Origin of the sequence: Hyphomonas sp. TMED31 (assembly GCF_002172815.1) — a bacterium.
Classification (GTDB): domain Bacteria; phylum Pseudomonadota; class Alphaproteobacteria; order Caulobacterales; family Hyphomonadaceae; genus Hyphomonas; species Hyphomonas atlantica.
Genome location: NZ_NHCK01000038.1, coordinates 1 through 22419, shown reverse-complemented (window position 1 = coordinate 22419; position 22419 = coordinate 1). Strand labels below are relative to the sequence as shown.

Genomic DNA, 22419 nt, shown 5'->3' with positions numbered 1-22419 from the left:
GTGCGAAACCCGCCAACGCCGCCATTCGGCAGGCGTGCCACATGAAGCAGCGTCCACAGCATGACGAAGAAAGATGACAGGGCCCACAGCGGCATGGCGAGGCCCATACCCGCGCCAAGGGCCATCTCCGCTGGCGTTGGCGGCGGACCTCTGCGGCCGCGGTTCTGCGCCGGGGCCTGTTCGGCTGCTTCTGTCGGTGCGGCGTCAGCGGCCGCACCATCAGCCGTTTCATCCGTGACGGTTTCGACCGGCGCCTGTGCAGACTGTCCCTGTTGGGCCTCGTACTGAGACACGCCACCCATAACCCCGAGCGCGAATCCGATCAGGCCGAGCGTCAGCGGAATCAATACGATCGCCGCCTTCAGAGTCGACCGGTTCGCTTCCGCGAAACGACGTACATGAGCCACCCAGGATGTGAACTCAGTGACAATCGTGAAAAAGAAGAAGGGCACCAAAAGCGCTGGCAGCGGCACCCCGATCGATTTGATCGGTTGCCAGGCTGAGCTGAGATCCGCTCCCGCCATCGTCGCAATGGACACGCCGAAAACCGGCACAATGAATAGCAGCAGTCGCCCCATGAACATGAATGTCCAGGCGCGACTGAAGTGCAGTTTGCCCGTCATGCCGAACGGATTGAACAAGGTCTGTACCCAGTTCATCCGGGACGGGTCATCGCGCTCATCCCGAATCCAGGGCCGGTGCGGATCAATCGGTGTTGTCGTATGATGGGTCATATCCGGTCGGCTCCTTCAGAGGATCAGGAAGTGGGGGGAGTCATCGGTGTGCCCGACGTGGGCGGTCCGTACTTGTTGGGTCCCGCATCGGTGGGCAGGCGCGCGGCGATGAAGCCAAGCAATGCGGTGGTCAGCAGGAAGCTGGCCAGCGAGGTCAAGGCCGTCAGACGCTCGAACTCCTGAATGTTCTCCGTCAGCGCTTCCATCGCAGCAGCGAGATCGTTTCCGAACTCCGCATACAATGCAAACGCCTCAGGCGACAGGACGGGCATCAACAGGGCGCTGACGACGCTGGTGACAACCGCATACCCGATCAGAAACAGAAGATAAAACCAGCCCGAATGCCCCGCATCATGCAGGCGCTTCGAGAACAGGCACACATACACATAGACCATCGGATAGAAGAGAATGCCGAACATGGGCGATATGAACGTGTTGGCGATCTGCACCAGAATGAAAGCAGCCGTAATGACCGACAAGCCGCGCAGGAAGGTGCGCGAGCCAATTCGGCCTTTTGACGACAAGAGGACATATCTCATGTCCATATGGGTTCAGTCTCCTATATCGGGCGAAACACGCACACTGGCAGCATTCAGCGTCTCGCGTCCTTATCAATAAACGATAAATACATGCAACAAAAAAGAGCCGGACAACTGCCCGGCTCTTCTGGAAATTGGATTGTTCCGGTCGACTAGACGAATGTGTCAGCCGCGCCAGCCGTCGGATTTTTCGGGTCCGGGCCGTACTTGTTCGGGCCAACCGTGCCTGGGATGCAGGCGATCACGATCTGGGCGATCGAGGCCAGGAAGTTGATGAACGGAATAAAGCCGGCAATCACGAGGCCGAGATAAATCCAGCCCGTCTGATTGATGTCGTGCAGGCGACGAATGAACAGAGCAATGCTCGGAATGATGATTGCGAGCGCATAAAGCCCCATAACTGCAAAGAAGATCATGCCCAACGGATTCATCTCACCGGTTTCGAAATTGCCGCCAAGCCCGAACGCGAGCACGGCAAGAACGCCGAACACGATCACATTGAACAGAGCAACCCACCAGTATTCAGAGCGCTGTGAACGACCCTGAAAATCCACATAGCGACTGAAGAACATTTTTACTGCGTCTGGAAAACTGACCATTTCGGCCCCCTTGATTTGCTTCCACTGCGAAAGACTGGCGCATTTTCTTCGCGCCAGCGGTCAGGTCAAGGAAAGACTCGTAAACGTTTCCCCTGCCCCACTGGCGAGATATCCGCGCCAATTTGGTTAGGGCAGGGTTAATAAGTTCGCCAGATGGGCGTTTTCAACCTAGTCGAATTCGACCATGATCTCGTCGGCTGCAACGCTGTCGCCAGCGCCGACATTGATGGCTTTCACGGTACCATTGGCTTCGGCGCGGATGATATTCTGCATCTTCATCGCTTCGACCACGCAAACCGCCTCGCCTTCCTGGACCTCCTGGCCGATCTCGACATCGATCGACACGACGAGGCCCGGCATCGGAGACATGATCAGCTTGGATGTGTCCGGCTTTTCCTTCTCCGGCAGGCGGGAATGCAAATCAGCGACTTTTGGTGTGCAGACCAACGCGCGAAGCGCCACGCCGCGATGACGGAAGAGATAGCCCTCAGTGCGGTCTGCAAACTTCACCGCAAACGGCTCACCATCCAACAGACCCTCAACAAGGTGCTGACCTGGATGCCAAGGCGTCACCAGCGTGTGCGTTTTGCCGCCATCAATGGTGATCTCCGCTTCGCCCACATCGCCAAGATCCAGCGTCACCGGATAATGCTTGTCACCCAAGATAACGACCCATTCTCGGCGCGCTTCCGCTTGAGGCGCGATGCGGCCACTTGTGTCAGAGGCCCGGCGCGTCATGAAACCATGCACGTACGCCGCCGCGCAGATCAGCTGGGTCACCTGCGTTTCAGTTGGCTCAACGCCGTCAAAGCCTTCCGGGAACTCGTCCTTGATGTAGGCCGTCGTGATCTTGCCGGAACGGAACCGCTTTTCGTCGATCACGGCCGCAATAAAGGGCATGTTGTCCTGAATGCCTTCAATGTGGAACCGGTCGAGCGCCTCGCCGTGCACGTCCAGCGCCTGATCGCGATCCTTGCCGTGCGTGATCAGCTTGGCGATCATCGGGTCGTAGAACATGGAGATTTCGTCGCCTTCGCGGACACCGGAATCCATGCGGACTGTCCCGCCAGCCAATTCGCCCTCTTCCGGCGCATGGAAGCGCTTCAGACGGCCAATGGATGGCAGGAAGTTGCGATAGGGGTCTTCGGCATAGACGCGGCTTTCCACGGCCCAGCCATTGATCTTGATATCGGACTGTTTGAGCTTCAGCGTCTCACCATAGGCCACGCGCAGCATCTGTTCGACAAGGTCAACGCCCGTGATCAGCTCGGTAACCGGGTGCTCCACCTGAAGACGGGTGTTCATTTCGAGGAAATAGAACCCCTTGTCCGCGCCAGATGCGACGAACTCCACCGTACCGGCGCTGTCATAGTTCACAGCCTTCGCCAGCGCGACGGCTTGCTCACCCATTTTCTTGCGGGTTTCAGGGTCCAGCAGCGGCGAAGGCGCCTCTTCGATAACCTTCTGGTTACGGCGCTGGATCGAGCATTCACGCTCATTCAGGTAGATGCAGTTGCCGTGCTTGTCGCCGAGCACCTGAATTTCGATGTGGCGCGGCTCTAGGATGAACTTCTCGATGAAGACGCGGTCATCGCCAAATGAAGACTTCGCTTCGGCCTTAACAGCCGGGAACCCTTCTTCGACTTCCTTGTCGTTGGCAGCCACACGGATGCCTTTGCCACCACCACCGGCGGACGCCTTGATCATTACCGGGTAGCCGATTTCCTTGGAAATTTTGACGGCTTCGGCGGTATCCTCGATCAGGCCCATATGTCCCGGAACGGTCGACACGCCAGCATCAGCAGCAAGTTTCTTGGAGCTGATCTTGTCGCCCATTGCCTCGATTGCGTAGGCATTCGGGCCGATCCAGCCGATCTTCTCTTCTTCAAGACGTTTGGCGAAGGCCGGGTTCTCTGACAGGAAGCCAAAGCCCGGATGGATGGCTTCGGCGCCGGTCTGGCGCACGGCGTCGATGATCTTGTCGGCAACGAGGTAGGATTCTGCGGCAGGTGACGGACCGATATGGATCGCCTCGTCTGCCATTTCGACGGCCATGGAGTCAGCGTCGGCATCAGAATAGACGACAACCGTCTGCACGCCGAGCCGTCTGCAGGTCTTGATGACCCGAACTGCAATTTCCCCACGGTTGGCGATCAGAATCTTTTTGAACATGCTGCCTCGATCCATTGCAAAGTCTTTCAGCGACTGCACTAAGCCGCTCGCACGGTGATGTCCACAATTCCCATAGGTGAAGTCGGTTGTCAGGTTGACGCAGATATGTTAGTAAGCGCTCACTTTATGGAGGTAAAACCCATGTCCCGGATTACACTGGACCTCGACGCCTTGATGAAAAACGGCCAGATCGACGACGCCGAAGCCGCACGGCTGAAGGGCTTCGCGCTGCCGGAGCCGAAAACAGGCTTGCTGGTCAACATTCTCCTTATTTTCGGGGCCATCTCTGTTGCCGGTGGCACGATTGCACTCGTTCCGAACGCTGGGACCGGCCTGTTTCTGGCCCTGCTTGCGCTGGGCGGAGCGGAATTCCTGCGCCGCAGCGCCACGGGCAACTCCCTGAAAACACTGGGCAGCGCTCTCACCCTGATGGGGACGCTGGGCGTTGCAGGCTGGATCGGTTGGGAATTCCGGGAAGTCGATGATGGAACGATGCCGACGGTCCTTATTGCCGTCGTGATGACGGCGTCAGCCATATGGTTTCGATCCGCCCTGCTGGCCGCGTTCGCAGTGCTGTCGCTCGGCGCAATCCTCGGTTCGGGCACGGGCTATTGGCACGCGAGCTATGCATTGTTTGTCGAAGAACCGACGATCACTATCATTGTCTTCAGCCTCCTGTCAGCGGGGCTCTATCACGCGCGTGAACGGCTGGGAGACGCCTGGCGCAATATGACGACCATCGCCGCACGGACAGCCATGTTCATGGTAAACTTTGCATTCTGGGTCGGCTCGCTCTGGGGCGACCGGGTGGGTGAACACTGGTTCGCACCTGACCGTTGGTCCGAGCGTTCTGAATGGCGCGAAGCGGCCATGTCGATCCCGGACTACGTCTTTACGCTTGGTTGGGTCGCTGCACTGGCGATTGTCATCTTCAAGACCCGCCGCAACAGCTTCCTGTCCATCACATCGATCGTCTTCCTGACGATCCATGGCTATACGCAATATTTCGAGTATCTCGGCGCGCAACCAGAAACTCTGGTTCTGGGCGGACTGGTTCTGGTTGGGCTGGCAGTGGCCGGAGCGCGGTTCCTGATGCGACCGGAAACAGAGTCCGACTAATCGTCATCCAGCTGTTCGATCCGCGCCTCAAAGCTGCGCACGCGCGCCGACACTGAAACAAGGAACGCCGTGGACCAGCCCAGAAGCAGAAAGCCGATGACAGATTCTGCTGCCCCCAGCATCCTCCAGCCTTTGTCGACCACGACATCACCATAGCCCACCGTGGTGAATGTGGTGGTCGAATAATAGACCGCAGTTTCGACATCGGGGAAAATGTCGAGGGCCAGATAGGCGAAGGTAAAAATCCAGATTTCTATTGAGTGCAGCGCGAACAGGCTGATCAGGATAAAGAAGATGGCGACGCCCTGCCCCGCCACTGTCGACAGGTTTACATGCGTATCACCCCTTTTGCGGATAAGCGCAGAAAGACCGACAAGACCTGCGAAGTGAACCGCAAAGCAGATGGATACGAGCACACCTGCGACAATCAGATTCAACAAGAGCATGTCGATGGCCTCCCGTCAGCGGGCCGCGATAACCAGTCCTTCCATCAAGCCTGGCGCTTCCCGGTTAAGGAAGTCAACCAGTGCCTCTGCAACGCTGCTTGATTGAGAGCCGGACGAAATTCGGCTCCACAGGGATGATTTGTCGGATTTGGCCGCCAGCTTGTCTGCAGCCTGCCCAGCCACTTCACGAGCCTTGCGCGCTGCTTCAGGCCGCTTGCTCATTCGGGCAAACCATTGGCCCTTGTCGAGACCGGCTGCGATGCATCCGACATATTTGCCGGGATGCGGCTCTTCTGGATTCAGCCAGAATTTCCGACTTAGCGAATTGGGTTCATTTGCCGGGTTGGGATGTGCCTGAACGACAAGATAGTTCCCGAAGGCGCGCGCATAGAGATCGCTCCACGACGCATCATTGTCGCAAGTGGACAATTCCTCGGCGGTGCGCATGAGCAGCATCGCTTCTTCGCGCGAAACCCAGGGCTCAGCCTCTGTTGCGCGAAGCGCCAAAACCTGGCGCAGCCATTTTACCGTATCTGCGCGCGCGCCGCCTTCCCTCACCATATGCGTACAAACGCTCTCGCACAGTGTGTATGCGAAGCCCGGCGGCACGATCGTCGCCTTGGCGAGCAGGCGCGTCCACAGACCCAGCAGATTTCGATGCTGGAATATGCCTCTCGGAATCGCCCGGCCGGATAACCAGTCCAGATTGGCCTGTGTCAGCGCCCCGTCAGCCGCATTTCGTGTCAGCACGTAATCGGCCATGATACGGCTAAACCGCAAATCCCAATCCGGGTCGGCCCCCACCATACGCGCATTGAAATCCAGGAGTGACGCAGCCTCGATGTCGTTCTTTGGGGCGCGGGAGCACATCTCCATCGCGATCTGGCGTGCATCGGCCCGGGCGCGCTGAGCGTTCCCCTGAAAGCGCTGAATAATCCGGCTCGCGGAAAGCGACATTATGTGAAGACTCCGTTCCCGTCTGAACCCCTAGCGGGAATGGGTTTCCGCTTTCTTGCCCAAATCCGTGAAACCTGTTGCCACTATTATAGGTGGGCCCTTAGTTTCTGTGGATAGACACGACAAACTCAAGGGAGATATCGCAATGACAGCTCAAAAGGACCTCGCAGGACGCAAAGCCATTGTCACGGGTTCGGCAACTGGACTTGGGCGATCCATCGCCCTGAAGCTGGCGGAACGCGGCGCAGACGTCATCATCAATTGCGCCAGGTCGGTCGAAGATGGTGAAGCGACCGCAGCAGACTGTCAGGCACTCGGCTCCCAGTCGAGACTGGTCCAGGCAGACGTTTCAACTGAGGAGGGCTGTCGCAAGCTGGCCGACGCAGCCACGCAAGCGGGCCGTCTCGACATTCTCGTCAACAATGCCGGTACAACAAAACATGCGCGCGACCATGCCGATCTTGATGCGCTGACAAAGGATGACTTCCTGCACCTCTATGCGGTCAACGTGGCCGGGCCATTCCTTATGATGCAAGCCTGCAAACCACTGCTTGTTGAAAGCCATCGCCAGACTGGCAGAGCCGCCACAGTGCTGAACACATCCTCCATTGCAGGCGTCACGGGCATCGGGTCATCGGTTGCCTACGCGGCCACAAAAGGGGCGCTGAACACGATGACATTGTCACTGGCGCGCGCGCTCGCCCCGCAGATTCGGGTTAATGCCATCTGTCCCGGCTTCATCGGCACTCGTTGGTTCAAGGACAAGATGGATGAGGAACAATACCAGCGAATGGAGGCCTCTGTTGCCGCAGCGACACCCCTGAATGCCGCCAGCGGACCCGACGATATTGCCGATTCTGCGCTGTTTTTCCTGTCCGACGCTTCACGCCACGTCACCGGGGAAACCTTGCTTGTGGATGCGGGAACCCATCTCGGTTACGCGCCATTGACGGCGCGTTAATCCGAAGGCGCACCAGCACGTTTCTGAGGCATTCCCGTGCCTGCGTGCCTAAAAAGCTGGCGATCCGTTTCCCGGTCCGCAACCTCCATATTTTTGTTTCCGATCCCCGTTCAAGGCGCGTCATCCTGTCTGTGGCGCTGGTCACAGCGCGATTCAAGAACGGGGAATAAATAACATGAAACAACAGCTTTTACGCGCAGGGGTCGCCGTTGCGGCAATGTTGGCAGTAGCTGGCACTGCAGCGGCGGAGGGAGAATGGTCCGGCAACGTCGCTCTCAGCACGGATTATGTCTGGCGTGGCGTCTCTCAGTCCAATGAGGACATGGCCATCTCTGGTNGCTTCGATTACGCGAACGGCATCTTNTACGCGGGCACCTGGGCGTCGAACGTCGATTTCGAAGACGGCTCCGACACCAACGTCGAACTGGATTTCTATGCGGGCGTGGCCAGCGAGTTTTCCAATGGCGTGTCCTGGGATCTGGGCGTCATCTACTACTCCTATCCGGACTCGGAAGATGAAGACCTGGACTTCGTCGAACTTCAAGCTGCATTGGGGTATGCATTTGAAGGTGGCGTGGAAGTCGGCGGCGCGGTCTATTGGGACCCGGACAATGAGAACATCTACATCGAAGGTTCCGCAGGGTATGCCTTCACAGACGTTTTCTCGGCGGACGTCTCGGTGGGTAACTACTCTTTCGATGGTGGCGGCGACTACACCAACTGGTCGCTGGGCGGCACCTACTCGACGCCAGTCGGCATCGATATTGATGTGCGCTACTGGGATACTGACATCGATGACACGGGCATCGCCGACGAGCGCGTGGTCCTGACCCTCGCGAAAAGCCTCTAGAGGTTCAGTAACTTTCTTCTCAAGCCCTGCGCGAGACTTGCCCTCCTTCGTGCTGGGCCTGGTGAAGGCCGCTGGTTCCCCAGGGAACTGGCGGCCTTTATTTTTGGGCGACTTCCCTTACGTTGGGGGTATCATCGAATTTCACAACATATTGGAAGAGCCTGCCAATGGCCGCTGAATTGAGTCCTGCAGACGCCGTCGGCGCTCTCGTCCCCGCGATCACCTTGCTGGGCTTCGGGGCAGCGGCAGCGCTCGTTTCCCGCGCGCTCAATCTCAGCCCCATTGTGGGATACCTGCTTGCTGGCATCCTGATTGGGCCGGGCATGCTCGATCTTATCCATGAAAGTGGCGGCACTCACCTTCTGGCCGAACTTGGCGTGGTGTTCCTGCTGTTCGATATCGGCATGCACGTCTCACTCAGGGAACTGAAGGAAAGCCGCGGCGACCTTCTGGGGCTCGCTCCCGCGCATCTATTGCTGACTGGCCTGATCAGTTCCGGCGCGCTCTACATGCTTGGTATCTCATGGCCCATTGCCATCGCCGTTGGCCTCAGCCTCGGCCTGTCTTCCACCGCCGTCGTCGCGCGCATTCTGACAGAGCGGGAACAGAACTCCTGCCCTATCGGGCGAACGGCCACGCATGTCCTGATTTTCCAGGATATTGTCGCGATCTTCCTGATGATCTTCGCCACATCCCTCGGTGAGGGGGAAGCAGGTGCAGCCGGTCTTGCCGGACTTGTGTCTGATTATGTGCTGAATGGGGGCGCCGTACCGCTCTTCGCATCGCTCGGTCTTGCCTTCGTTCAGGCCTTGATCGCCTTCGGAGCGGCCATGCTGTTCTCCAGATACCTGCTCAATCCGGTGTTCCGTACGCTGGCAGCAACACGCAATGAAGAAGCCTTTACGGCCTTCACGCTGTTGCTGGTTCTGGCGGCGGCCTGCGCGACAGCGGTCATCGGTCTGTCTTTGACNCTTGGCGCATTCCTGGCTGGTCTCGCGGTCTCTGGCACGCCATTCCGGCATCAGGTTCAAACCGAGATGGGGCCGTTTCGGGGACTGCTCCTGTCCTTCTTCTTCATCAGCGTCGGCTTGTCGATTGACCTGCCGGGCCTGTTGAGAAATCTGCCATTGGTCGTGGTCGGCGCATTCGGTATCCTGATCGTGAAGTCGGCGCTCGGCTATATTGCGGCGCGCGTCAATGGGTGGAGCGTTCCGGGCGCCACCCAGCTCGGAACACTGCTGGCACAGGGCTCGGAATTCACGCTGGTTATCCTGTCGATTTCGGCCGTCACCACCAATATGCCCCCTGCCCTGATGGGCAGCCTCATCGCAGCCATTGCCCTGTCGCTGGCGCTCGCCCCAAGCTGGGCCATTCTGGGCGGCAAGCTGTCTCGCGAACTCGCCCGGCGCAAACAGGTTACAATGGAAACGTCCAGCGAACCCGCTGGGGAGCGCCCGGTGATCGTCATTGGCATGACAGCAGCGGGCCGCCTCGCCGTAGACGCGCTCGCGGACTTCAAGATTCCCTATATCGCGACAGATGGCGACCCGGACCGGTTCCTGTCCGCCGTTGCGGACGGCTACAATGTTTCGTTCGGAGACGCGTCCAACATGAAACTGATGGACGCTATTGGTGGCAGCAATGCCCGCGCAGTTGTGCTCGGGAAAGCGCGATTTGAAGTTTCGAAAGAAGTGACGCCCGGCATTCAACGCAGGTTCCCGGATCTCATCCGCCTTGTCGCGGTAGAGACACTACAGGATCTGGACAATTATCTGGAACTCAATGTCCGCGCCCACCTCGTTGCCAGTGAACCGAAAGGCATAGAGATGGTTGCGGACATGCTGCGCATTCTGGGCGTGCCGGATGATGAACTTGCCGACTGGCTGAGCCGCGAGGCGGACCTGTTCACGATTGGCGACGCATCAGATCGTCAGGATCGTACCGACGAACTGGAAGAAGAAACCGTNGACGAAGCCGCCTGATCAGGAATCGAGGGCCTTGATCGCGTCATCGATGGTTGCGCGGGGCTTGTCCATGATCGCCGCAATCTGCGCACGCTGCTCAATGGCGAGCCAGAGGCCAAGCACCTCAACNTCNACNACGCGCCANTCNCCATTCTTCTCAATAACGCGCCAGCGCACGGTCTGAGCNTCTTCACCGGAACGCTCAACGCGCGTTTCCACGACAGAATCTGTCGGCGAGCGGTCTTTTGAACCGATCACGGTGATCTTGGCGTCTTCAAATTTCTCACGCTGGTCTTCAAAGCTCTCCAGCAAATAAGTCTCGAACGCTTCGGCAAAGCGGGCACGATCCTCATCCGAGACNCGGCGCGCGTANTTGCCGAGCGTAAANTTCGCAACNGTATTCANATCCATTGACTGGCGGAGCGTCTCCCGGCCCTTGTGGGGNTCGGCGATGCTCTGCGCAGCGCCCTCGATGACGGCTTCGGCCTCAGGGCCAGCAAGGGCAGGCAAGGCCATCAGGCCAAGGGCGGTGGAAGCGATAAAGGCGCGAAACATGGGGCAATTCCTTGTGAAATCTCGTCGTGTTGCCCTCTAGATATGATTGGGATTGACCTTTTGTTCCCCGAAACCCGAGATAGGCTCTATGCGCTTTTGGCATGAACCGGCCGNTTTCANCGGCGTCAGNCAGGTGCCGGACAGNCGTANAAGCTGAAGNTTCGGGCGNCGGCANGANAGNGTGGCAGGGTACATGATATTCTCCTCTCAGGGGAGAAACATGCAANTCGTGTACCAGAAACGNGANAANCCGGCGCTATCGCGGCCTAACAATTGAAGGGAGCAAGTACTGTGGTGCGGGCGGCCGGGCTCGAACCGGCAAGGCCTTGCGGCCGAGGGATTTTAAGTCCCTTGCGTATACCAATTTCGCCACGCCCGCGTGGCCGATGCTGGACATAACGGCATTTTACGGTGGATGCTACTANTCATGTCTGAAAGNTGCGGAAANNNGGACNNGAAAAATTGAGACACAGCCTTCCCACATCCTGGTTCATATCTGCAGGCGTCGTTGCACTTTCCGGCGCGGTCTTACCGTTCCTCATCTCACCCAACATGGACGACTTCGCCAGAACTGCCACTCTCGCTTCGACCTTGCCACAAGGCCTCCTGTCGGGATTGGTTTTTGTAGCCTATGGCCTCGTGCATATGCTCATTCTGCAAGTCCGCCCCTCNACAGCGGCCAGCGTATTCGGCTTTCTGCACCTTGGCGCAGCACTCATGGAACAGGCTACGCGGACTGTCGCGCATGTGCTTCGACAACAGATGATTATGGAAACGCGTGAAGTGGNCAGNACCGCTCAAACGATGGCGTTGGTCCATATGTCCGCTGCGGCACTCTTTGTGGTCAGCCTCGCCTTCTTCATCATCGCGGTGTCCATCGCGCTCAGAACCAGATCACCGATCGAAGAAGCGTTCTAATCCACCCGTTCAAACACGGCGGCGAGCCCCTGCCCACCTCCAATGCACATGGTCTCCAGGCCGTATCGAGCNTCGCGGCGCTCCATTTCCCGCAGCATCGTGGTCAGNATGCGTACGCCCGTCGCGCCAACCGGATGGCCGAGCGAGATGCCCGAACCGTTCACATTGAGCCGGTCCATGTCATCATCGGAGAATTCCAGCGCCTTGGTACAGGCCAGCACCTGCGCCGCGAAGGCCTCGTTCAGCTCGATAACGTCAANGTCCTTCAGTTCAAGACCTGCCGTCTTCAACGCCTTCTGAGTCGACGGAACAGGACCGATGCCCATGACTTCGGGGCCTACNCCTGCCACTGACCATGAAACGAGGCGCCCGAGCGGTTTCAGACCGTACTTCTCGGCGGCTTCTCGCGTACAAACGATGCACGCAGCCGCGCCATCATTCTGGCCCGACGCGTTGCCTGCCGTCACCGTAGACTGATCATCCACCCTGCCCCGGATCGCGCGCAATGTGGAGAGCTTCTCCAGCGAGGAGTCCGCACGGACATGTTCGTCACTGTCCACCACCGTGTCCGCCTTGCGACCTTTCACGGTGTACGGAATGATTTCTTCTGAGAACTTTCCGGCCTTCTGGGCCGCTGCCGCTTTCATGTGGGAATTGTAGGCGAACTGGTCCTGTGCCTCGCGTGTGATCTGGTAATCACGACGCAAATTCTCCGCCGTCTCGATCATGCCACCTGGCACGGGATGGTGCTTTCCGCCTGCCGTGTAGCGCCCGCGTGACAGACCGTCATGCAGCATCAAGCCATCGCCTTTGATGTTCCAGCGCATGTCGATGGAGAAGAAAGGCGCATTCGACATACTCTCTGCGCCACCCGCGATGATCACATCATTCGCGCCCGTCGCCACCTGCATGACGGCGTTGATCACAGCCTGCAGGCCAGACCCACACCGACGGTCAATCTGATAGCCACCGGTGGATGTCGTCAGCCCGGCATCAAGCGCAATCATGCGCCCAAAGGCCGGAGCCTCCATCGTCGGGTAGCATTGCGCAAAGATGCAGTCCTCCACGACTTCAGCCGGTAGCTTGGTCCTCGCCATCAGCTCACTGACAATATGAGCCGCCATCTCGTGCGCGTGAACCGTTTTGAATGCCCCTCCAAAACCGCCAACGGCCGTGCGAACTGGTTCACAGATTACAACATCTCTCATGATATTTATCCCTGCTGGTCGCGACCGCGCGCGGTAACCTGTTTGCGAGCCTCTTCCACTGCGTCTGCCGTGACGGATTCCGAATGGGCGATGGAACGCTTGACCTCTTCCTTCAGCGCGGCGGCGAAGTTCATGCCATAGCCGTCATCAATCAGCGCCTTGTACTGTTTCAGCAGGTCTGGCTGCGAACCGCACATATCGTGCGCCAGCTTCATCGCCGCCGGCACGAGTTCGTCTGCTTCGTAGACGCGATTGACAAGACCCCAGCGTTCCGCCGTGTGCGCATCAAGGAAATTTCCCGTGAAGGACAATTCCTTGGCGCGGCTGATGCCAATCAGGCGGGAGAGCTTCTGCGACAGCCCCCATCCCGGTACGATGCCGACGCGGGCATGCGTATCGGCGAATTTCGCGTGCTCTGACGCCAGCAACACATCGCACATCAAGGCCAGCTCAAACCCGCCCGTGATCGCGAAGCCATTGATCGCGCCAATGATTGGCCAAGGATAGTCGGCCAGTGCGCGCGCCATGTCGATGGATTTGGAGTCTTCATCTGCGCCAAGGGCAAACCCGGTCTGCCCGGCTTCCTTCAGATCAATCCCGGCGGTAAAGGCACGCCCAGCCCCGGTCAGCACCACCGCGCGAACGTCCTGGTTTTCTTTCAGCTCACTAAACACGCTGACGATCTCGGCGCGCAAGGCGCGGTTCAGCGCATTGAGTGCGTCTGGCCGGTTCAGCGTCACGAGCGCCACAGGGCCGTCCAACTCGACCTTTACGATGTCTTCCGCCATGGGATCCTCCAATTTCCTCTGCGCTTCTCTTAGCGAGGACAGAGACGGAGGACCATGCCTGACGTAGCGGCGGCGGGGCGCAACCTCAGGCGCCGCGTTTCCGGAACAGGTTGATAACGCCGATCACCAGAGCAAGTGCGGCAATCCCGGCCGCCAGGAAGAACAGGCCGAATTTCAGGGGTGTCAGCCAGGCCTTGGCGTCCAACGCATCGACCCAGTTCGCCAACGCCAACACCTGAACCAGGTTTTCTGTCAGATCGACGACGACAACGCCCACCGCAGGCAAAGCCGCATATTTGCCAAATGACCCGAAGAACCGAAGCGCCAACCCGCCGAGAAATCCCCCATAGGCCAGCGGATACGCCGTATCGAGCAGCACCGTCACCCACGCATGAGCTGTCCGCTGCGCATCATTCATCGTGGCAATGATCGTCCGGGCCATTTCCGGGTCAGAGGTCATGTCCAGGAACGCACCGCCCACCATCGGCCGGCAAAGACCAAANCCCACNCCAATCACCAGCATGAGAACAAAGCTTATCCAGATACTCGANGTACGGGCCAGAAAACTCATGCGTTNGCGTCCTCCACGCGTTCCGGCTGNACACCGGTTGCGGANATNATNGCCTCAAGCTTTTCCGTAATCAAGGGNATCAGCGCCTCATTCGTGGTGCTGGCAACNAGATGAACGCCATTNTCCCCAATGCCCCGNAACCAGGGNTAGGAGCCTAGCGCGACATCACCCATCTCCTGCGCCATCNCGCCAAGCGGTTCTGCGATGTCGCCTTCGCGCAACCCCCTGCCCCGGATCGTGACCTTGTGGATTACAGCCCCCGTTTTCAGGCGCGGGCCGATATCCTCCAGCATGGCACGCGCAACAGATGGCACACCCGCAAGCGTGAACACATTACCTGTCTGGAAGCCCGGCGCACCAGAGACAGGATTGGCAACAATGGATGCGCCATGCGGAACGCGCGCCATGCGGCGGCGCGCCGGTGTGTACTCGGTGCCCATCTGGGCGTAGCGCTCGGCCAGCATGGCGGTTACTTCCGGATGCTCCGAGATCTCGACATTGAAAGCCTTGGCAATCGCATCTGCCGTAATGTCGTCATGGGTCGGCCCGATACCGCCGGTTGTGAACACGTAGGTGTATTTGTTGCGCAAGACGTTCACTGCCTCGACGATCTCTTCCTCTACATCGGGGACGATGCGGGTTTCCCGGACAGGAATTCCAAGAGGTGCGAGATATCCGGCGATCTGTTGAAGATTAATGTCGCGTGTGCGGCCTGAGAGCAGTTCATCCCCAATCAAGAGAACAGCGGCCGTGGGTGATGTATCGGTCATACCGAAAAAGATGGCACCATCCGAGCTGCCCGCCAAGTCGGAACGTAACGCCAAGGTGCGCATTGCAATTGGCGACACCCAATTGTTCACGAGGACAGATCATGAAACGCCACGCTACCGCCCATTGGTCCGGAAACCTGAAAGAAGGCACAGGCTCTCTCACCACGCAGAGCGGCACGCTCTCTGATACGGCTTACTCTTTCGAAGCCCGCTTCGAGGATGAGTCCGGCGAGTCCGGGACCAATCCGGAAGAATTGCTCGCTGCCGCTCACGCAGGCTGCTTCACGATGCAGTTGTCACATTTGCTCGCAGAAAATGGCACGCCGGCGACAGATCTCGACACGAAATGCATCGTCACCGTAGAACCCAAGGAAGGCGGCGGCTTTCAGATCACACGCAGCGCCCTCACATTAAACGCTGTCGTCGACGACATTGAGCCCGAGACCTTCGATGCCCTGGCCAACAAGGCCAAGACTGGCTGTCCGATGTCTGTTGCACTGGGCGCCATCGAGATCACCCTCGGCACGCAGCTTCAGTAAGTTTGAAAGGGAGTCGCCCAATGGAACCGGAAATTCTTTATGGAATTGGTGCCCTGCTTCTNCTGATAGCCCTTGTCTGGGGTGTCAGCCGTGGNCGANTGAAATCGCGCACAGCCGAGTCGATCAGTGAGGAAAGTACCCGGGAAATCTACCAGGAACCGGANCGCTTCGACGAAACGCGACGCGACCAGCTCAAACGGGCNGCGGAATCNGCCGANGCCTCNGCCGAAAAGCGCGAAGACACCTCGGGTGCATGATTGCAGGCACGGCGGTAGAATTGTCGGAGCCAAATTGCTATTTAGGGGCAANTAGACCGCACAAACGCCCCCGAAAGGCTCGCTTTGATGACCGACACCAACCTCCTGCTGCCGATGCGCACGGGCGAAATTCGCATCCATGATGCTGAAGGCTTCGACGGCATGCGCAAGGCCGGCCGTCTGGTCGCCGAATGTCTCGACATGCTGGTGCCAGAGGTAGAGCCGGGTGTCACAACCGAACATCTCGACAATCTGGTGCGCGAGTTCGTGATGGATCATGGCGCGACCTCAGCGACGATTGGCTATCGTGGGTACCGCCATGCCAGCTGNATCTCGCTGAATCACGTGATCTGTCACGGCATCCCGAACGCCAAACCGCTCAAGGAAGGCGACATCGCAAACATCGATGTAACGCTGATCCTCAATGGCTGGCACGGCGACCATTCCCGCATGTATGGCGTTGGAAAGGTCAAGCGCANGGCAGAGCGCCTCATGGACGTTACCTATGATGCGCTGATGGCAGGACTGGCACAGATTCGCCCCGGCAAACGCTTTGGCGACATCGGTGGCGCGATTTCCGAAGTTGCCCGGTTGAACCGGATGTCAGTCGTCGAAGACTTCTGTGGCCACGGCCTCGGCCGCCTGTTCCATGATGAGCCGAATGTGGTTCACTCGTCCGCCTACAATACCGGCCCCGAACTGAAGCCAGGCATGTTCTTNACCGTAGAGCCAATGCTCAACCTCGGTCGCAAGGACGCCGCGATCCTGCCNGATGGATGGACCGCTGTAACGCGTGANCGGCAGCTGTCNGCACAGTACGAGCANTCCGTTGGCGTCACCGAAGACGGCGTGGAGATCTTCACGTCTTCGCCGAAAGGCTGGCACCAGCCCCATAAGGTCGAGCTCTAGGCTTATTCGGCCGATGAGGGTGGCGCATAGAAAGGCGCCGCGGCCTCTGGCATCTTCTCCATCGAAATCATGATGCCGTGCTCCGCCGCCAGCTGTCCTATGACTGCTCCTGCGGCTTCGGCTGAGTCCGGCTGCGCATCCGCTATCCGAGGGGCGGCGCTCGCCATGAACTCTTCAAAGGAGCCGCCCGTCGTTGTCATGATCAACTTGGTGGTCTCATCGCTGGCATTCCAGAACATATGCGTNTTGCCCCGATTGAGCGCAGCGAAGTCTCCCGGATAAAGAGAAAGAATCTGGTCGCCNGACATGACACTCAGGACGCCTTCGGTNACGTAGAAATATTCGTCTTCAAGNGTATGAGTGTGCGGCGGAGAACCGGGACTGCGAGGCGGCAACTCAAACTCGTATACCGTCACATCGCCCGCAGACTCCTCTGAAGACAATAGCAGGCGGACGGGATGAAACGGGTTCTCAACCGTCTTTCCGGCGCCGGCCACAACCAGCTTGTCGGGATGNGCATGCACCCCTTCGGCATGCGTGCCATCCGGATTGTGATGATGGCCCGGCTCANCCGACGCGCAAGCGGCCAGCGCAATCGTCGCGCCCGATAGTCCCAATACATATTTCAACATTCAGTCGTCCTCCCACGGATTTCCCAGACAAAAATGTTATGATGAAGGATTGATCATTGAAAGCCGCTTCAAGAAAAGTTTGCGCTGAAGAACCTTTATCGCGAACGTTTTTCGTGGTCTTTCAACCGGAATGAGCACGGCACCTGAAATCCCCCACTGGAAAGGGCATCGCGAGCGCTTGCGTAGCAAGCTGCTGGCACGCGGCGCTTCATCTCTGGATGACTACGAAGTGCTCGAAGTTCTGCTGATGGCCTTTATTCCGCGCCGGGATGTGAAACCTATTGCCAAGGCGCTTCAGGCAAGATTCGGGAGCCTCTCGGCAATTCTCGCCGCCCCGAGTCGCGATCTGGTCCAGGTGCCCGGCATAGGTGAAACCGTGGCGGCGTATCTCAAGGCGATTGCCGAACTCAACGCTCGCGCGTCTCGGGAAAACATTCAAAAGAAAACGGCGATCTCATCCTGGTCGGCGCTGGTCGAGTATGTCCGCACCGAACTGCAACACGAGAAACGCGAGCAGTTTCGTATCCTGTTCCTGGATCGCAAGAACCAGCTGATCGCAGACGAAGTCATGGGGCATGGCACTGTCGATCACGCACCGGTCTACACCCGCGAAGTAGCGCGGCGTGCGCTGGAGCTGCACGCGTCGGCGCTCATTCTGGTGCACAACCACCCGTCCGGCGACACCACGCCTTCTCGCGCAGATATAGATGTCACCCGCGAGATCATCGACGCGCTCGATCCCTTCGACATCACCGTGCACGATCACCTCATCGCTGGCACGGGCGGCGTAACGAGTTTGAAAGCGGCTGGCCTGATCTGATCAGCCGACGAGACTGTTGCGCGCGAGGCGTTGCATGCGGAGGACGTAATCTTCCTGTGACCACCCGCATTCAAAGCGCAGCTTCTCCCACATTTCGACTGACAGGATCGACCAGAGAAGATCCGTAGCAGTTTCCAAGGTAAATTCCGCCTTCAGGCGATCAACCTTCTCCAACGCGCCTATTGCCGCCTCGCAACCATGCCGGACGGCCTGCATGCGATCGCCCCACGCTGCGGCAGCTGCCTCATCCGTGTCCCGCATGGCGATCAACGCGCGACCTACGCCGTGGATCTTCGGAATGTAGTTGCCCCACGCTTCGACCCACAAATCCAGCCGCTCAACACCTGAGGCCGCGCGGCTGGCCGCGAGACTGCCATCAATATCGTGAACGTCGTCCATGTAGCGCGCGGTGCTGGTCAGCAATTCGGCGCGGGTCGGAAAATGAAGATAGACCGCCTGACGGCTGATGTCGGCGGCCTTGGCGATGTCGCTCATCCGCACCCCTGCCCCGCCGGATTTTTCCAGCAGCTTCCAGGTTGCGCGCATGATTTTTTCTCGGGTTTCGGGATTCTGACTTGACATAGTGTCAAGCTAAGCGCATTTGACACCATGTCAACTTTACACGGTGTCAAGCAAAGGAGATTGACGATGACACAGACAGTTCGCCAACCCATTGAACATACCGGCCCGGTTTTGGTGCTGGGCGGAACCGGAAAGACCGGTCGACGCATTGTCAGTCGACTGAAACGCAGGGGGATTGAGACACGTATCGGCTCCCGGTCCGCGAGTCCCGCGTTTGACTGGCAAGATCCAGACGGGTGGGACGCAACGCTCAAAGGCGCGCATTCCGTTTACATCAGCTACACACCTGACCTCGCGGTTCCGGCGGCCAAGGAGGCCATTCTGGAACTGGTTCATCGGGCGAAAGCGCATGGCGTAAAGCATCTTGTCTTGCTGTCCGGGCGCGGAGAGCCGGACGCGCAAGCTTGTGAGCGGATCGTTCAGGAAAGCGGGATTGACTGGACCATCGTCCGCGCAAGCTGGTTCAACCAGAATTTCTCCGAGGGCGAATTCCTGCAGCTTGTCCTTTCGGGAAACATCACCCTGCCCGTCGGNCACGTAAGGGAGCCTTTCATTGACGCCGACGACATTGCTGACGTTGCCGTCGCCGCGCTCACGGAAACCGGGCATGCTGGTGAAGTCTACGAAGTCACCGGTCCGCGCCTGATGACGTTTGAAGATGTGGCACGAGACATAGCCAACGCTTCGGGGCGCCCAGTGAAATTCGTCCGCATTCCCTCCGAAGACTTTCTTCAGGGCTTACGCCAGGCGGGCGCCCCTGATGACCAGATCTGGCTGCTGGATTATCTGTTCACGAATGTCCTTGATGGACGCAACGCGCACCTGACGGATGGCGTCCAACGCGCGCTAGGCCGTCCGCCAAAAGACTTTTCGGAGTTTGCCCGCGAAATGGCTGCAACCGGCCTGTGGAGGAATGCGGCATGACTCAGCCACTGACCCGCATATTGCTGGCCGTGTCTGGAACGACCGGACTTACCATCGGATTGGCGATCCTGTTCCAGCCGCACGCCTTCCTCGCCTCAAGCGGCATAAGTCTCGGANCGGANGCCAGCCTGTTATCGGAAATCCGCGCGCCCGGCGGNCTATTGCTCCTGGGCTCACTGGTCACGCTGAGCGGTGCCATCCGACACANNCTGATGCAGACCGGTCTGGCCTTCTCCGCACTGATTTACAGCACATACGGTTTGTCCCGCCTGGTCAGCATCGTGTTGGACGGAATGCCCTCACCCAGTCTTCAGCTCGCCGCCCTCATCGAACTCGTGATTGGTGCGCTTAGCCTGTTCGCCTTGCTGCAGCATGGGAAGATCAGCGGAGAAGCAAAATGAGCGCCGAATTGTTCGCATACATCTGTCTCGCTGTTGGACTGGCCAGCGCGCTGGTCGGCGGGGTATTCCAGTCATTCTCTGACTTCGTGATGGCAGGGCTTGTCCGCGCAGCGCCGTCAGGCGGCATTGACTCCATGCAGCAGATCAACCGCACCGTGTTCCGCTCGGTGTTCCTGGCGACCCTGCTGGGACTTGTCCCGATCATGCTCGTCATGTCCCTGCTCGCCTGGCAGACACAGGATGGCGCAGCCAAGACCATGATCTTTACCGGGTCGGCCATCTATATCGTTACCGTGCTGGGCGTTACCATGTTTGGGAACGTCCCGATGAATGAGCGACTGGATCGCCTGCCCCATCTCGATCAGGACGCCGCCAAATACTGGAAGACCTATGGCGTCGTCTGGACCCGCTGGAACCACGTCCGCACTCTTGGATCGGTCGCTTCCGCGATCTGTTATTTGCTGGCAGCGATGGCCTTGTCCTAGCTCTGCCCGAAACGACGGGTGAGATTGGAGATGCTTTTCGACAGGACAAGCATTTCCGGAGATTGCAGGTCCAGCTTGCCGGCCAGGCTGGACCGCAAATTCTCCAGATCGAACAAAATCTCTCGTACTGCCACGTCCGGAATTGCGCTCTCGATCCATCCAACACAGGCCAGACGCGTGCCGGATGTGACAGGCGCAACGCGATGCAGTGTCGTTGACGGATACAGGACCAGGCTGCCCGCCGGCAATTTGACGGACTGAGTCATGCCTGCCAGCTCAATTTCCAATTCACCCCCTTCATAAGTGTCCGGCTCTGACAGGAACAGCGTGAAGGAAAAATCCGTCCGCAGGCGCGACGTGCCGACCGGCATGAATGGATTGTCTACATGGTGCCCATATCCCCCACCCGCCTCAGTCCGGCTGACGATCAGCTTTGAAAACTGGCGCGGCTGGGCCGCAGCACGCAGCACCGGATGACGTTCAACTTTGGCTTTCAGCTTGTGCTGGACTTGAGTGCCGAGCCGCGAGGTCATGTTTGCCTGCTGGTTGTGTTTCACGGCCCGGGCGGTCCCGCCCGCCGTTTCAGCGCCATCCCGCCACCCCAATCCACCGATCAGCTTCAGCATCTCATCCAGTTCTTCTCGGTCGAGTACGTCGGAAAGGGTCAAAAGCATGGGCGGACCTACTTGCGAATAGTTTGCATTTGCGTCATTCCCCGCTATAGCAGATCGACGCAATAAGGAACTCTATCATGGCTTTTGACACCAAATTGAAGCAGTGGACCAGTCTGGGTCTGGGCACGGTCCTGATGACCGGCGCACTGGCTGGCTGCGGCGAAGCAACCAAGCCTGCAGACACACCGGCAGCGGCTGAAGTTTCCGAGACTGAAGCCAACAGCCATGCAGGCGACGACCATCACGGCGCTGAAGCCGATGCTGCTGCTCCAGCTACAGAAGCCGGCGAAGGTGAAGGTGGTGTGACCATCGAGGCTGCCTATACCGATCCGGTGGTCTACAAATCAGCCATCGCAATTGCTGCCGCCCACGTTCTGGCTGCGCGTGATGCCTATGCCGAAGGCAAAACTGAAGCCGCTGCGGAGATGTTTGCTCACCCAGTCTCTGAAGTGCTGTTTGACATGGAACCAGTCTTCGCCTCCCAAGGCGTTGAAGACTTTACCGGCCTCTTCTCCGACACATCAGCCGCCGTTTTCGCGGGCGAAAGTCAGGAACAAATCAATGCGCGGACCGATGAGATCCTCGCAGCGCTGGACAAGGCCGCTGAAAGCGCACCGGAAACCGACATGTCCGACGCCATGGTCAGCGCCAGCGTCGCATCAGACCAAATTGAGCGCGCGTCCGACATGTACACATTGTCGATCGATTCCGATTTCTATGAAACCTATCTGGACGGCTATGGCTTCTACAAGGCAGCTGAGCTGACCTTTAGCGAGAATGAAGCGGCAATCGAAGCAGAGAATGCCAACGCCGCTTCGGCGATCCGGTCTGCGTTGGCCCTGTTGGCGGATGCCTACCCAACGGCGCTGCGCCCCGATTCGCTCGATTCTGATGCATCGGCGTTGGCGGTGGCTGCGTCCGAAGTCCAGTTGGAACTGAGCCAGTAACGGCAATTTTACCTGCGCAGGGCCTTCGATACGATCTGTCGTAAAGGAAGGCCTTGCGCGCCCCGCGCATCACATTACCGTAGGGCGACTTGTAGAGA

At 58.6% G+C, this 22419-nt stretch carries 23 protein-coding genes, 1 tRNA gene and 1 pseudogene; 11 read left to right on the top strand and 14 right to left on the bottom strand.

The features are described 5' to 3' along the window. The 4 genes and pseudogenes from CBB91_RS06180 to CBB91_RS06165 all read right to left on the bottom strand — a co-directional run. Positions 1–734, bottom strand: a pseudogene (locus tag CBB91_RS06180) (hypothetical protein); the annotation flags it as partial. Between the two features lie 23 nt (positions 735–757). After that, the gene (locus tag CBB91_RS06175) at positions 758–1279 is read right to left on the bottom strand and encodes a DUF805 domain-containing protein (RefSeq protein ID WP_035550730.1); all 522 of its coding nucleotides are present in this window, start codon (positions 1277–1279) and stop codon (positions 758–760) included. A 146-nt stretch (positions 1280–1425) separates the two neighbouring features. Next, positions 1426–1872, bottom strand: a complete 447-nt coding sequence (locus CBB91_RS06170) for a DUF805 domain-containing protein (RefSeq protein ID WP_035550727.1) — start codon at positions 1870–1872, stop codon at positions 1426–1428. A 168-nt stretch (positions 1873–2040) separates the two neighbouring features. Next, positions 2041–4044, bottom strand: coding sequence for an acetyl/propionyl/methylcrotonyl-CoA carboxylase subunit alpha (locus CBB91_RS06165; protein ID WP_273012853.1), 2004 nt, complete (start codon positions 4042–4044; stop codon positions 2041–2043). Positions 4045–4185: 141 nt separating this feature from the next. On the opposite strand from CBB91_RS06165, the gene CBB91_RS06160 reads away from it, so the two are divergent. Next, positions 4186–5163, top strand: a complete 978-nt coding sequence (locus CBB91_RS06160; RefSeq protein WP_273012851.1) for a hypothetical protein — start codon at positions 4186–4188, stop codon at positions 5161–5163. On the opposite strand, the gene CBB91_RS06155 is transcribed toward CBB91_RS06160, so the two are convergent. Beyond that, positions 5160–5609: an ion channel gene (locus CBB91_RS06155; protein ID WP_035550724.1), complete on the bottom strand. Its 450-nt coding sequence runs from the start codon at positions 5607–5609 to the stop codon at positions 5160–5162. The genes CBB91_RS06160 and CBB91_RS06155 overlap by 4 nt on opposite strands. Positions 5610–5624: 15 nt before the next feature. Continuing rightward, positions 5625–6566, bottom strand: a complete 942-nt coding sequence (locus CBB91_RS06150; RefSeq protein WP_273012849.1) for a hypothetical protein — start codon at positions 6564–6566, stop codon at positions 5625–5627. Between the two features lie 145 nt (positions 6567–6711). On the opposite strand from CBB91_RS06150, the gene CBB91_RS06145 reads away from it, so the two are divergent. The 3 genes from CBB91_RS06145 (at position 6712) to CBB91_RS06135 (ending at position 10359) form a co-directional block, all read left to right on the top strand. Beyond that, a complete protein-coding gene (locus tag CBB91_RS06145) occupies positions 6712–7527 on the top strand; it encodes a glucose 1-dehydrogenase (RefSeq protein WP_035550718.1) in 816 nt (271 codons plus the stop codon). 175 nt (positions 7528–7702) lie between these two features. Further along, positions 7703–8377 carry a TorF family putative porin gene (locus CBB91_RS06140; RefSeq protein ID WP_273012847.1) on the top strand — a complete coding sequence of 225 codons (675 nt, stop codon included), beginning with the start codon at positions 7703–7705 and terminating at the stop codon, positions 8375–8377. 167 nt (positions 8378–8544) lie between these two features. Then, positions 8545–10359: a cation:proton antiporter gene (locus CBB91_RS06135; RefSeq protein WP_273012845.1), complete on the top strand. Its 1815-nt coding sequence runs from the start codon at positions 8545–8547 to the stop codon at positions 10357–10359. On the opposite strand, the gene CBB91_RS06130 is transcribed toward CBB91_RS06135, so the two are convergent. The 5 genes from CBB91_RS06130 to CBB91_RS06110 form a co-directional block, all read right to left on the bottom strand. Beyond that, positions 10360–10896, bottom strand: coding sequence for an ABC transporter substrate-binding protein (locus CBB91_RS06130; RefSeq protein ID WP_273012843.1), 537 nt, complete (start codon positions 10894–10896; stop codon positions 10360–10362). Between the two features lie 292 nt (positions 10897–11188). Then, positions 11189–11275: transfer RNA gene (locus CBB91_RS06125), tRNA-Leu, on the bottom strand. Between the two features lie 535 nt (positions 11276–11810). Next, entirely contained in the window at positions 11811–13022 is a 1212-nt protein-coding gene (locus CBB91_RS06120) for an acetyl-CoA C-acetyltransferase (protein WP_273012841.1), read from the bottom strand. Positions 13023–13027: 5 nt separating this feature from the next. Next, positions 13028–13810 carry an enoyl-CoA hydratase gene (locus CBB91_RS06115; protein ID WP_273012839.1) on the bottom strand — a complete coding sequence of 261 codons (783 nt, stop codon included), beginning with the start codon at positions 13808–13810 and terminating at the stop codon, positions 13028–13030. 567 nt (positions 13811–14377) lie between these two features. Next, entirely contained in the window at positions 14378–15151 is a 774-nt protein-coding gene (locus CBB91_RS06110; RefSeq protein WP_273012837.1) for a molybdopterin-binding protein, read from the bottom strand. A 101-nt stretch (positions 15152–15252) separates the two neighbouring features. Between CBB91_RS06110 and CBB91_RS06105 the strand changes: the two genes are divergently transcribed. Continuing rightward, positions 15253–15690 carry an OsmC family protein gene (locus CBB91_RS06105; RefSeq protein ID WP_035550704.1) on the top strand — a complete coding sequence of 146 codons (438 nt, stop codon included), beginning with the start codon at positions 15253–15255 and terminating at the stop codon, positions 15688–15690. A 344-nt stretch (positions 15691–16034) separates the two neighbouring features. After that, a complete protein-coding gene (map, locus tag CBB91_RS06100) occupies positions 16035–16856 on the top strand; it encodes a type I methionyl aminopeptidase (RefSeq protein ID WP_273012835.1) in 822 nt (273 codons plus the stop codon). 2 nt (positions 16857–16858) lie between these two features. On the opposite strand, the gene CBB91_RS06095 is transcribed toward map, so the two are convergent. Continuing rightward, positions 16859–17488 carry a cupin domain-containing protein gene (locus CBB91_RS06095; protein ID WP_273012834.1) on the bottom strand — a complete coding sequence of 210 codons (630 nt, stop codon included), beginning with the start codon at positions 17486–17488 and terminating at the stop codon, positions 16859–16861. A gap of 130 nt (positions 17489–17618) precedes the next feature. Between CBB91_RS06095 and radC the strand changes: the two genes are divergently transcribed. Then, positions 17619–18308 (top strand): DNA repair protein RadC, encoded by a 690-nt coding sequence (gene radC, locus CBB91_RS06090; protein ID WP_035550696.1) that lies wholly within the window; start codon positions 17619–17621, stop codon positions 18306–18308. Here the strand turns inward: radC and CBB91_RS06085 are convergent, their stop codons facing one another. Continuing rightward, positions 18309–18854 (bottom strand): TetR/AcrR family transcriptional regulator, encoded by a 546-nt coding sequence (locus tag CBB91_RS06085; protein ID WP_273012833.1) that lies wholly within the window; start codon positions 18852–18854, stop codon positions 18309–18311. A gap of 102 nt (positions 18855–18956) precedes the next feature. On the opposite strand from CBB91_RS06085, the gene CBB91_RS06080 reads away from it, so the two are divergent. From CBB91_RS06080 to CBB91_RS06070, 3 genes are all read left to right on the top strand, one after another. Continuing rightward, on the top strand, positions 18957–19814 hold the full coding sequence (locus CBB91_RS06080; RefSeq protein ID WP_273012831.1) for an NAD(P)H-binding protein: 858 nt from the start codon (positions 18957–18959) through the stop codon (positions 19812–19814). Further along, positions 19811–20215 (top strand): DUF4345 domain-containing protein, encoded by a 405-nt coding sequence (locus CBB91_RS06075; protein WP_273012829.1) that lies wholly within the window; start codon positions 19811–19813, stop codon positions 20213–20215. Before CBB91_RS06080 ends, CBB91_RS06075 begins: the two co-directional genes overlap by 4 nt. After that, on the top strand, positions 20212–20700 hold the full coding sequence (locus CBB91_RS06070) for an anthrone oxygenase family protein (RefSeq protein ID WP_273012827.1): 489 nt from the start codon (positions 20212–20214) through the stop codon (positions 20698–20700). Before CBB91_RS06075 ends, CBB91_RS06070 begins: the two co-directional genes overlap by 4 nt. On the opposite strand, the gene CBB91_RS06065 is transcribed toward CBB91_RS06070, so the two are convergent. Then, entirely contained in the window at positions 20697–21374 is a 678-nt protein-coding gene (locus CBB91_RS06065) for a Fe2+-dependent dioxygenase (protein ID WP_273012825.1), read from the bottom strand. The genes CBB91_RS06070 and CBB91_RS06065 overlap by 4 nt on opposite strands. Before the next feature lie 77 nt (positions 21375–21451). Between CBB91_RS06065 and CBB91_RS06060 the strand changes: the two genes are divergently transcribed. Continuing rightward, positions 21452–22321, top strand: a complete 870-nt coding sequence (locus tag CBB91_RS06060) for a hypothetical protein (RefSeq protein WP_273012823.1) — start codon at positions 21452–21454, stop codon at positions 22319–22321. Positions 22322–22419: the final 98 nt, after the last annotated feature.

Excerpts from the sequence above, each read along its gene's own strand:
- radC (WP_035550696.1), top strand. The coding sequence starts at position 17,619 with ATGAGCACGGCACCTGAAATCCCCCACTGGAAAGGGCATCGCGAGCGC.
- CBB91_RS06145 (WP_035550718.1), top strand. The coding sequence starts at position 6,712 with ATGACAGCTCAAAAGGACCTCGCAGGACGCAAAGCCATTGTCACGGGT.
- CBB91_RS06150 (WP_273012849.1), bottom strand. The coding sequence starts at position 6,566 with ATGTCGCTTTCCGCGAGCCGGATTATTCAGCGCTTTCAGGGGAACGCT.
- CBB91_RS06155 (WP_035550724.1), bottom strand. The coding sequence starts at position 5,609 with ATGCTCTTGTTGAATCTGATTGTCGCAGGTGTGCTCGTATCCATCTGC.
- CBB91_RS06060 (WP_273012823.1), top strand. The coding sequence starts at position 21,452 with ATGGCTTTTGACACCAAATTGAAGCAGTGGACCAGTCTGGGTCTGGGC.
- CBB91_RS06115 (WP_273012839.1), bottom strand. The coding sequence starts at position 13,810 with ATGGCGGAAGACATCGTAAAGGTCGAGTTGGACGGCCCTGTGGCGCTC.
- CBB91_RS06175 (WP_035550730.1), bottom strand. The coding sequence starts at position 1,279 with ATGGACATGAGATATGTCCTCTTGTCGTCAAAAGGCCGAATTGGCTCG.
- CBB91_RS06160 (WP_273012851.1), top strand. The coding sequence starts at position 4,186 with ATGTCCCGGATTACACTGGACCTCGACGCCTTGATGAAAAACGGCCAG.
- CBB91_RS06065 (WP_273012825.1), bottom strand. The coding sequence starts at position 21,374 with ATGCTTTTGACCCTTTCCGACGTACTCGACCGAGAAGAACTGGATGAG.
- CBB91_RS06165 (WP_273012853.1), bottom strand. The coding sequence starts at position 4,044 with ATGTTCAAAAAGATTCTGATCGCCAACCGTGGGGAAATTGCAGTTCGG.
- CBB91_RS06085 (WP_273012833.1), bottom strand. The coding sequence starts at position 18,854 with ATGCGCGCAACCTGGAAGCTGCTGGAAAAATCCGGCGGGGCAGGGGTG.
- CBB91_RS06170 (WP_035550727.1), bottom strand. The coding sequence starts at position 1,872 with ATGGTCAGTTTTCCAGACGCAGTAAAAATGTTCTTCAGTCGCTATGTG.
- CBB91_RS06105 (WP_035550704.1), top strand. The coding sequence starts at position 15,253 with ATGAAACGCCACGCTACCGCCCATTGGTCCGGAAACCTGAAAGAAGGC.
- CBB91_RS06070 (WP_273012827.1), top strand. The coding sequence starts at position 20,212 with ATGAGCGCCGAATTGTTCGCATACATCTGTCTCGCTGTTGGACTGGCC.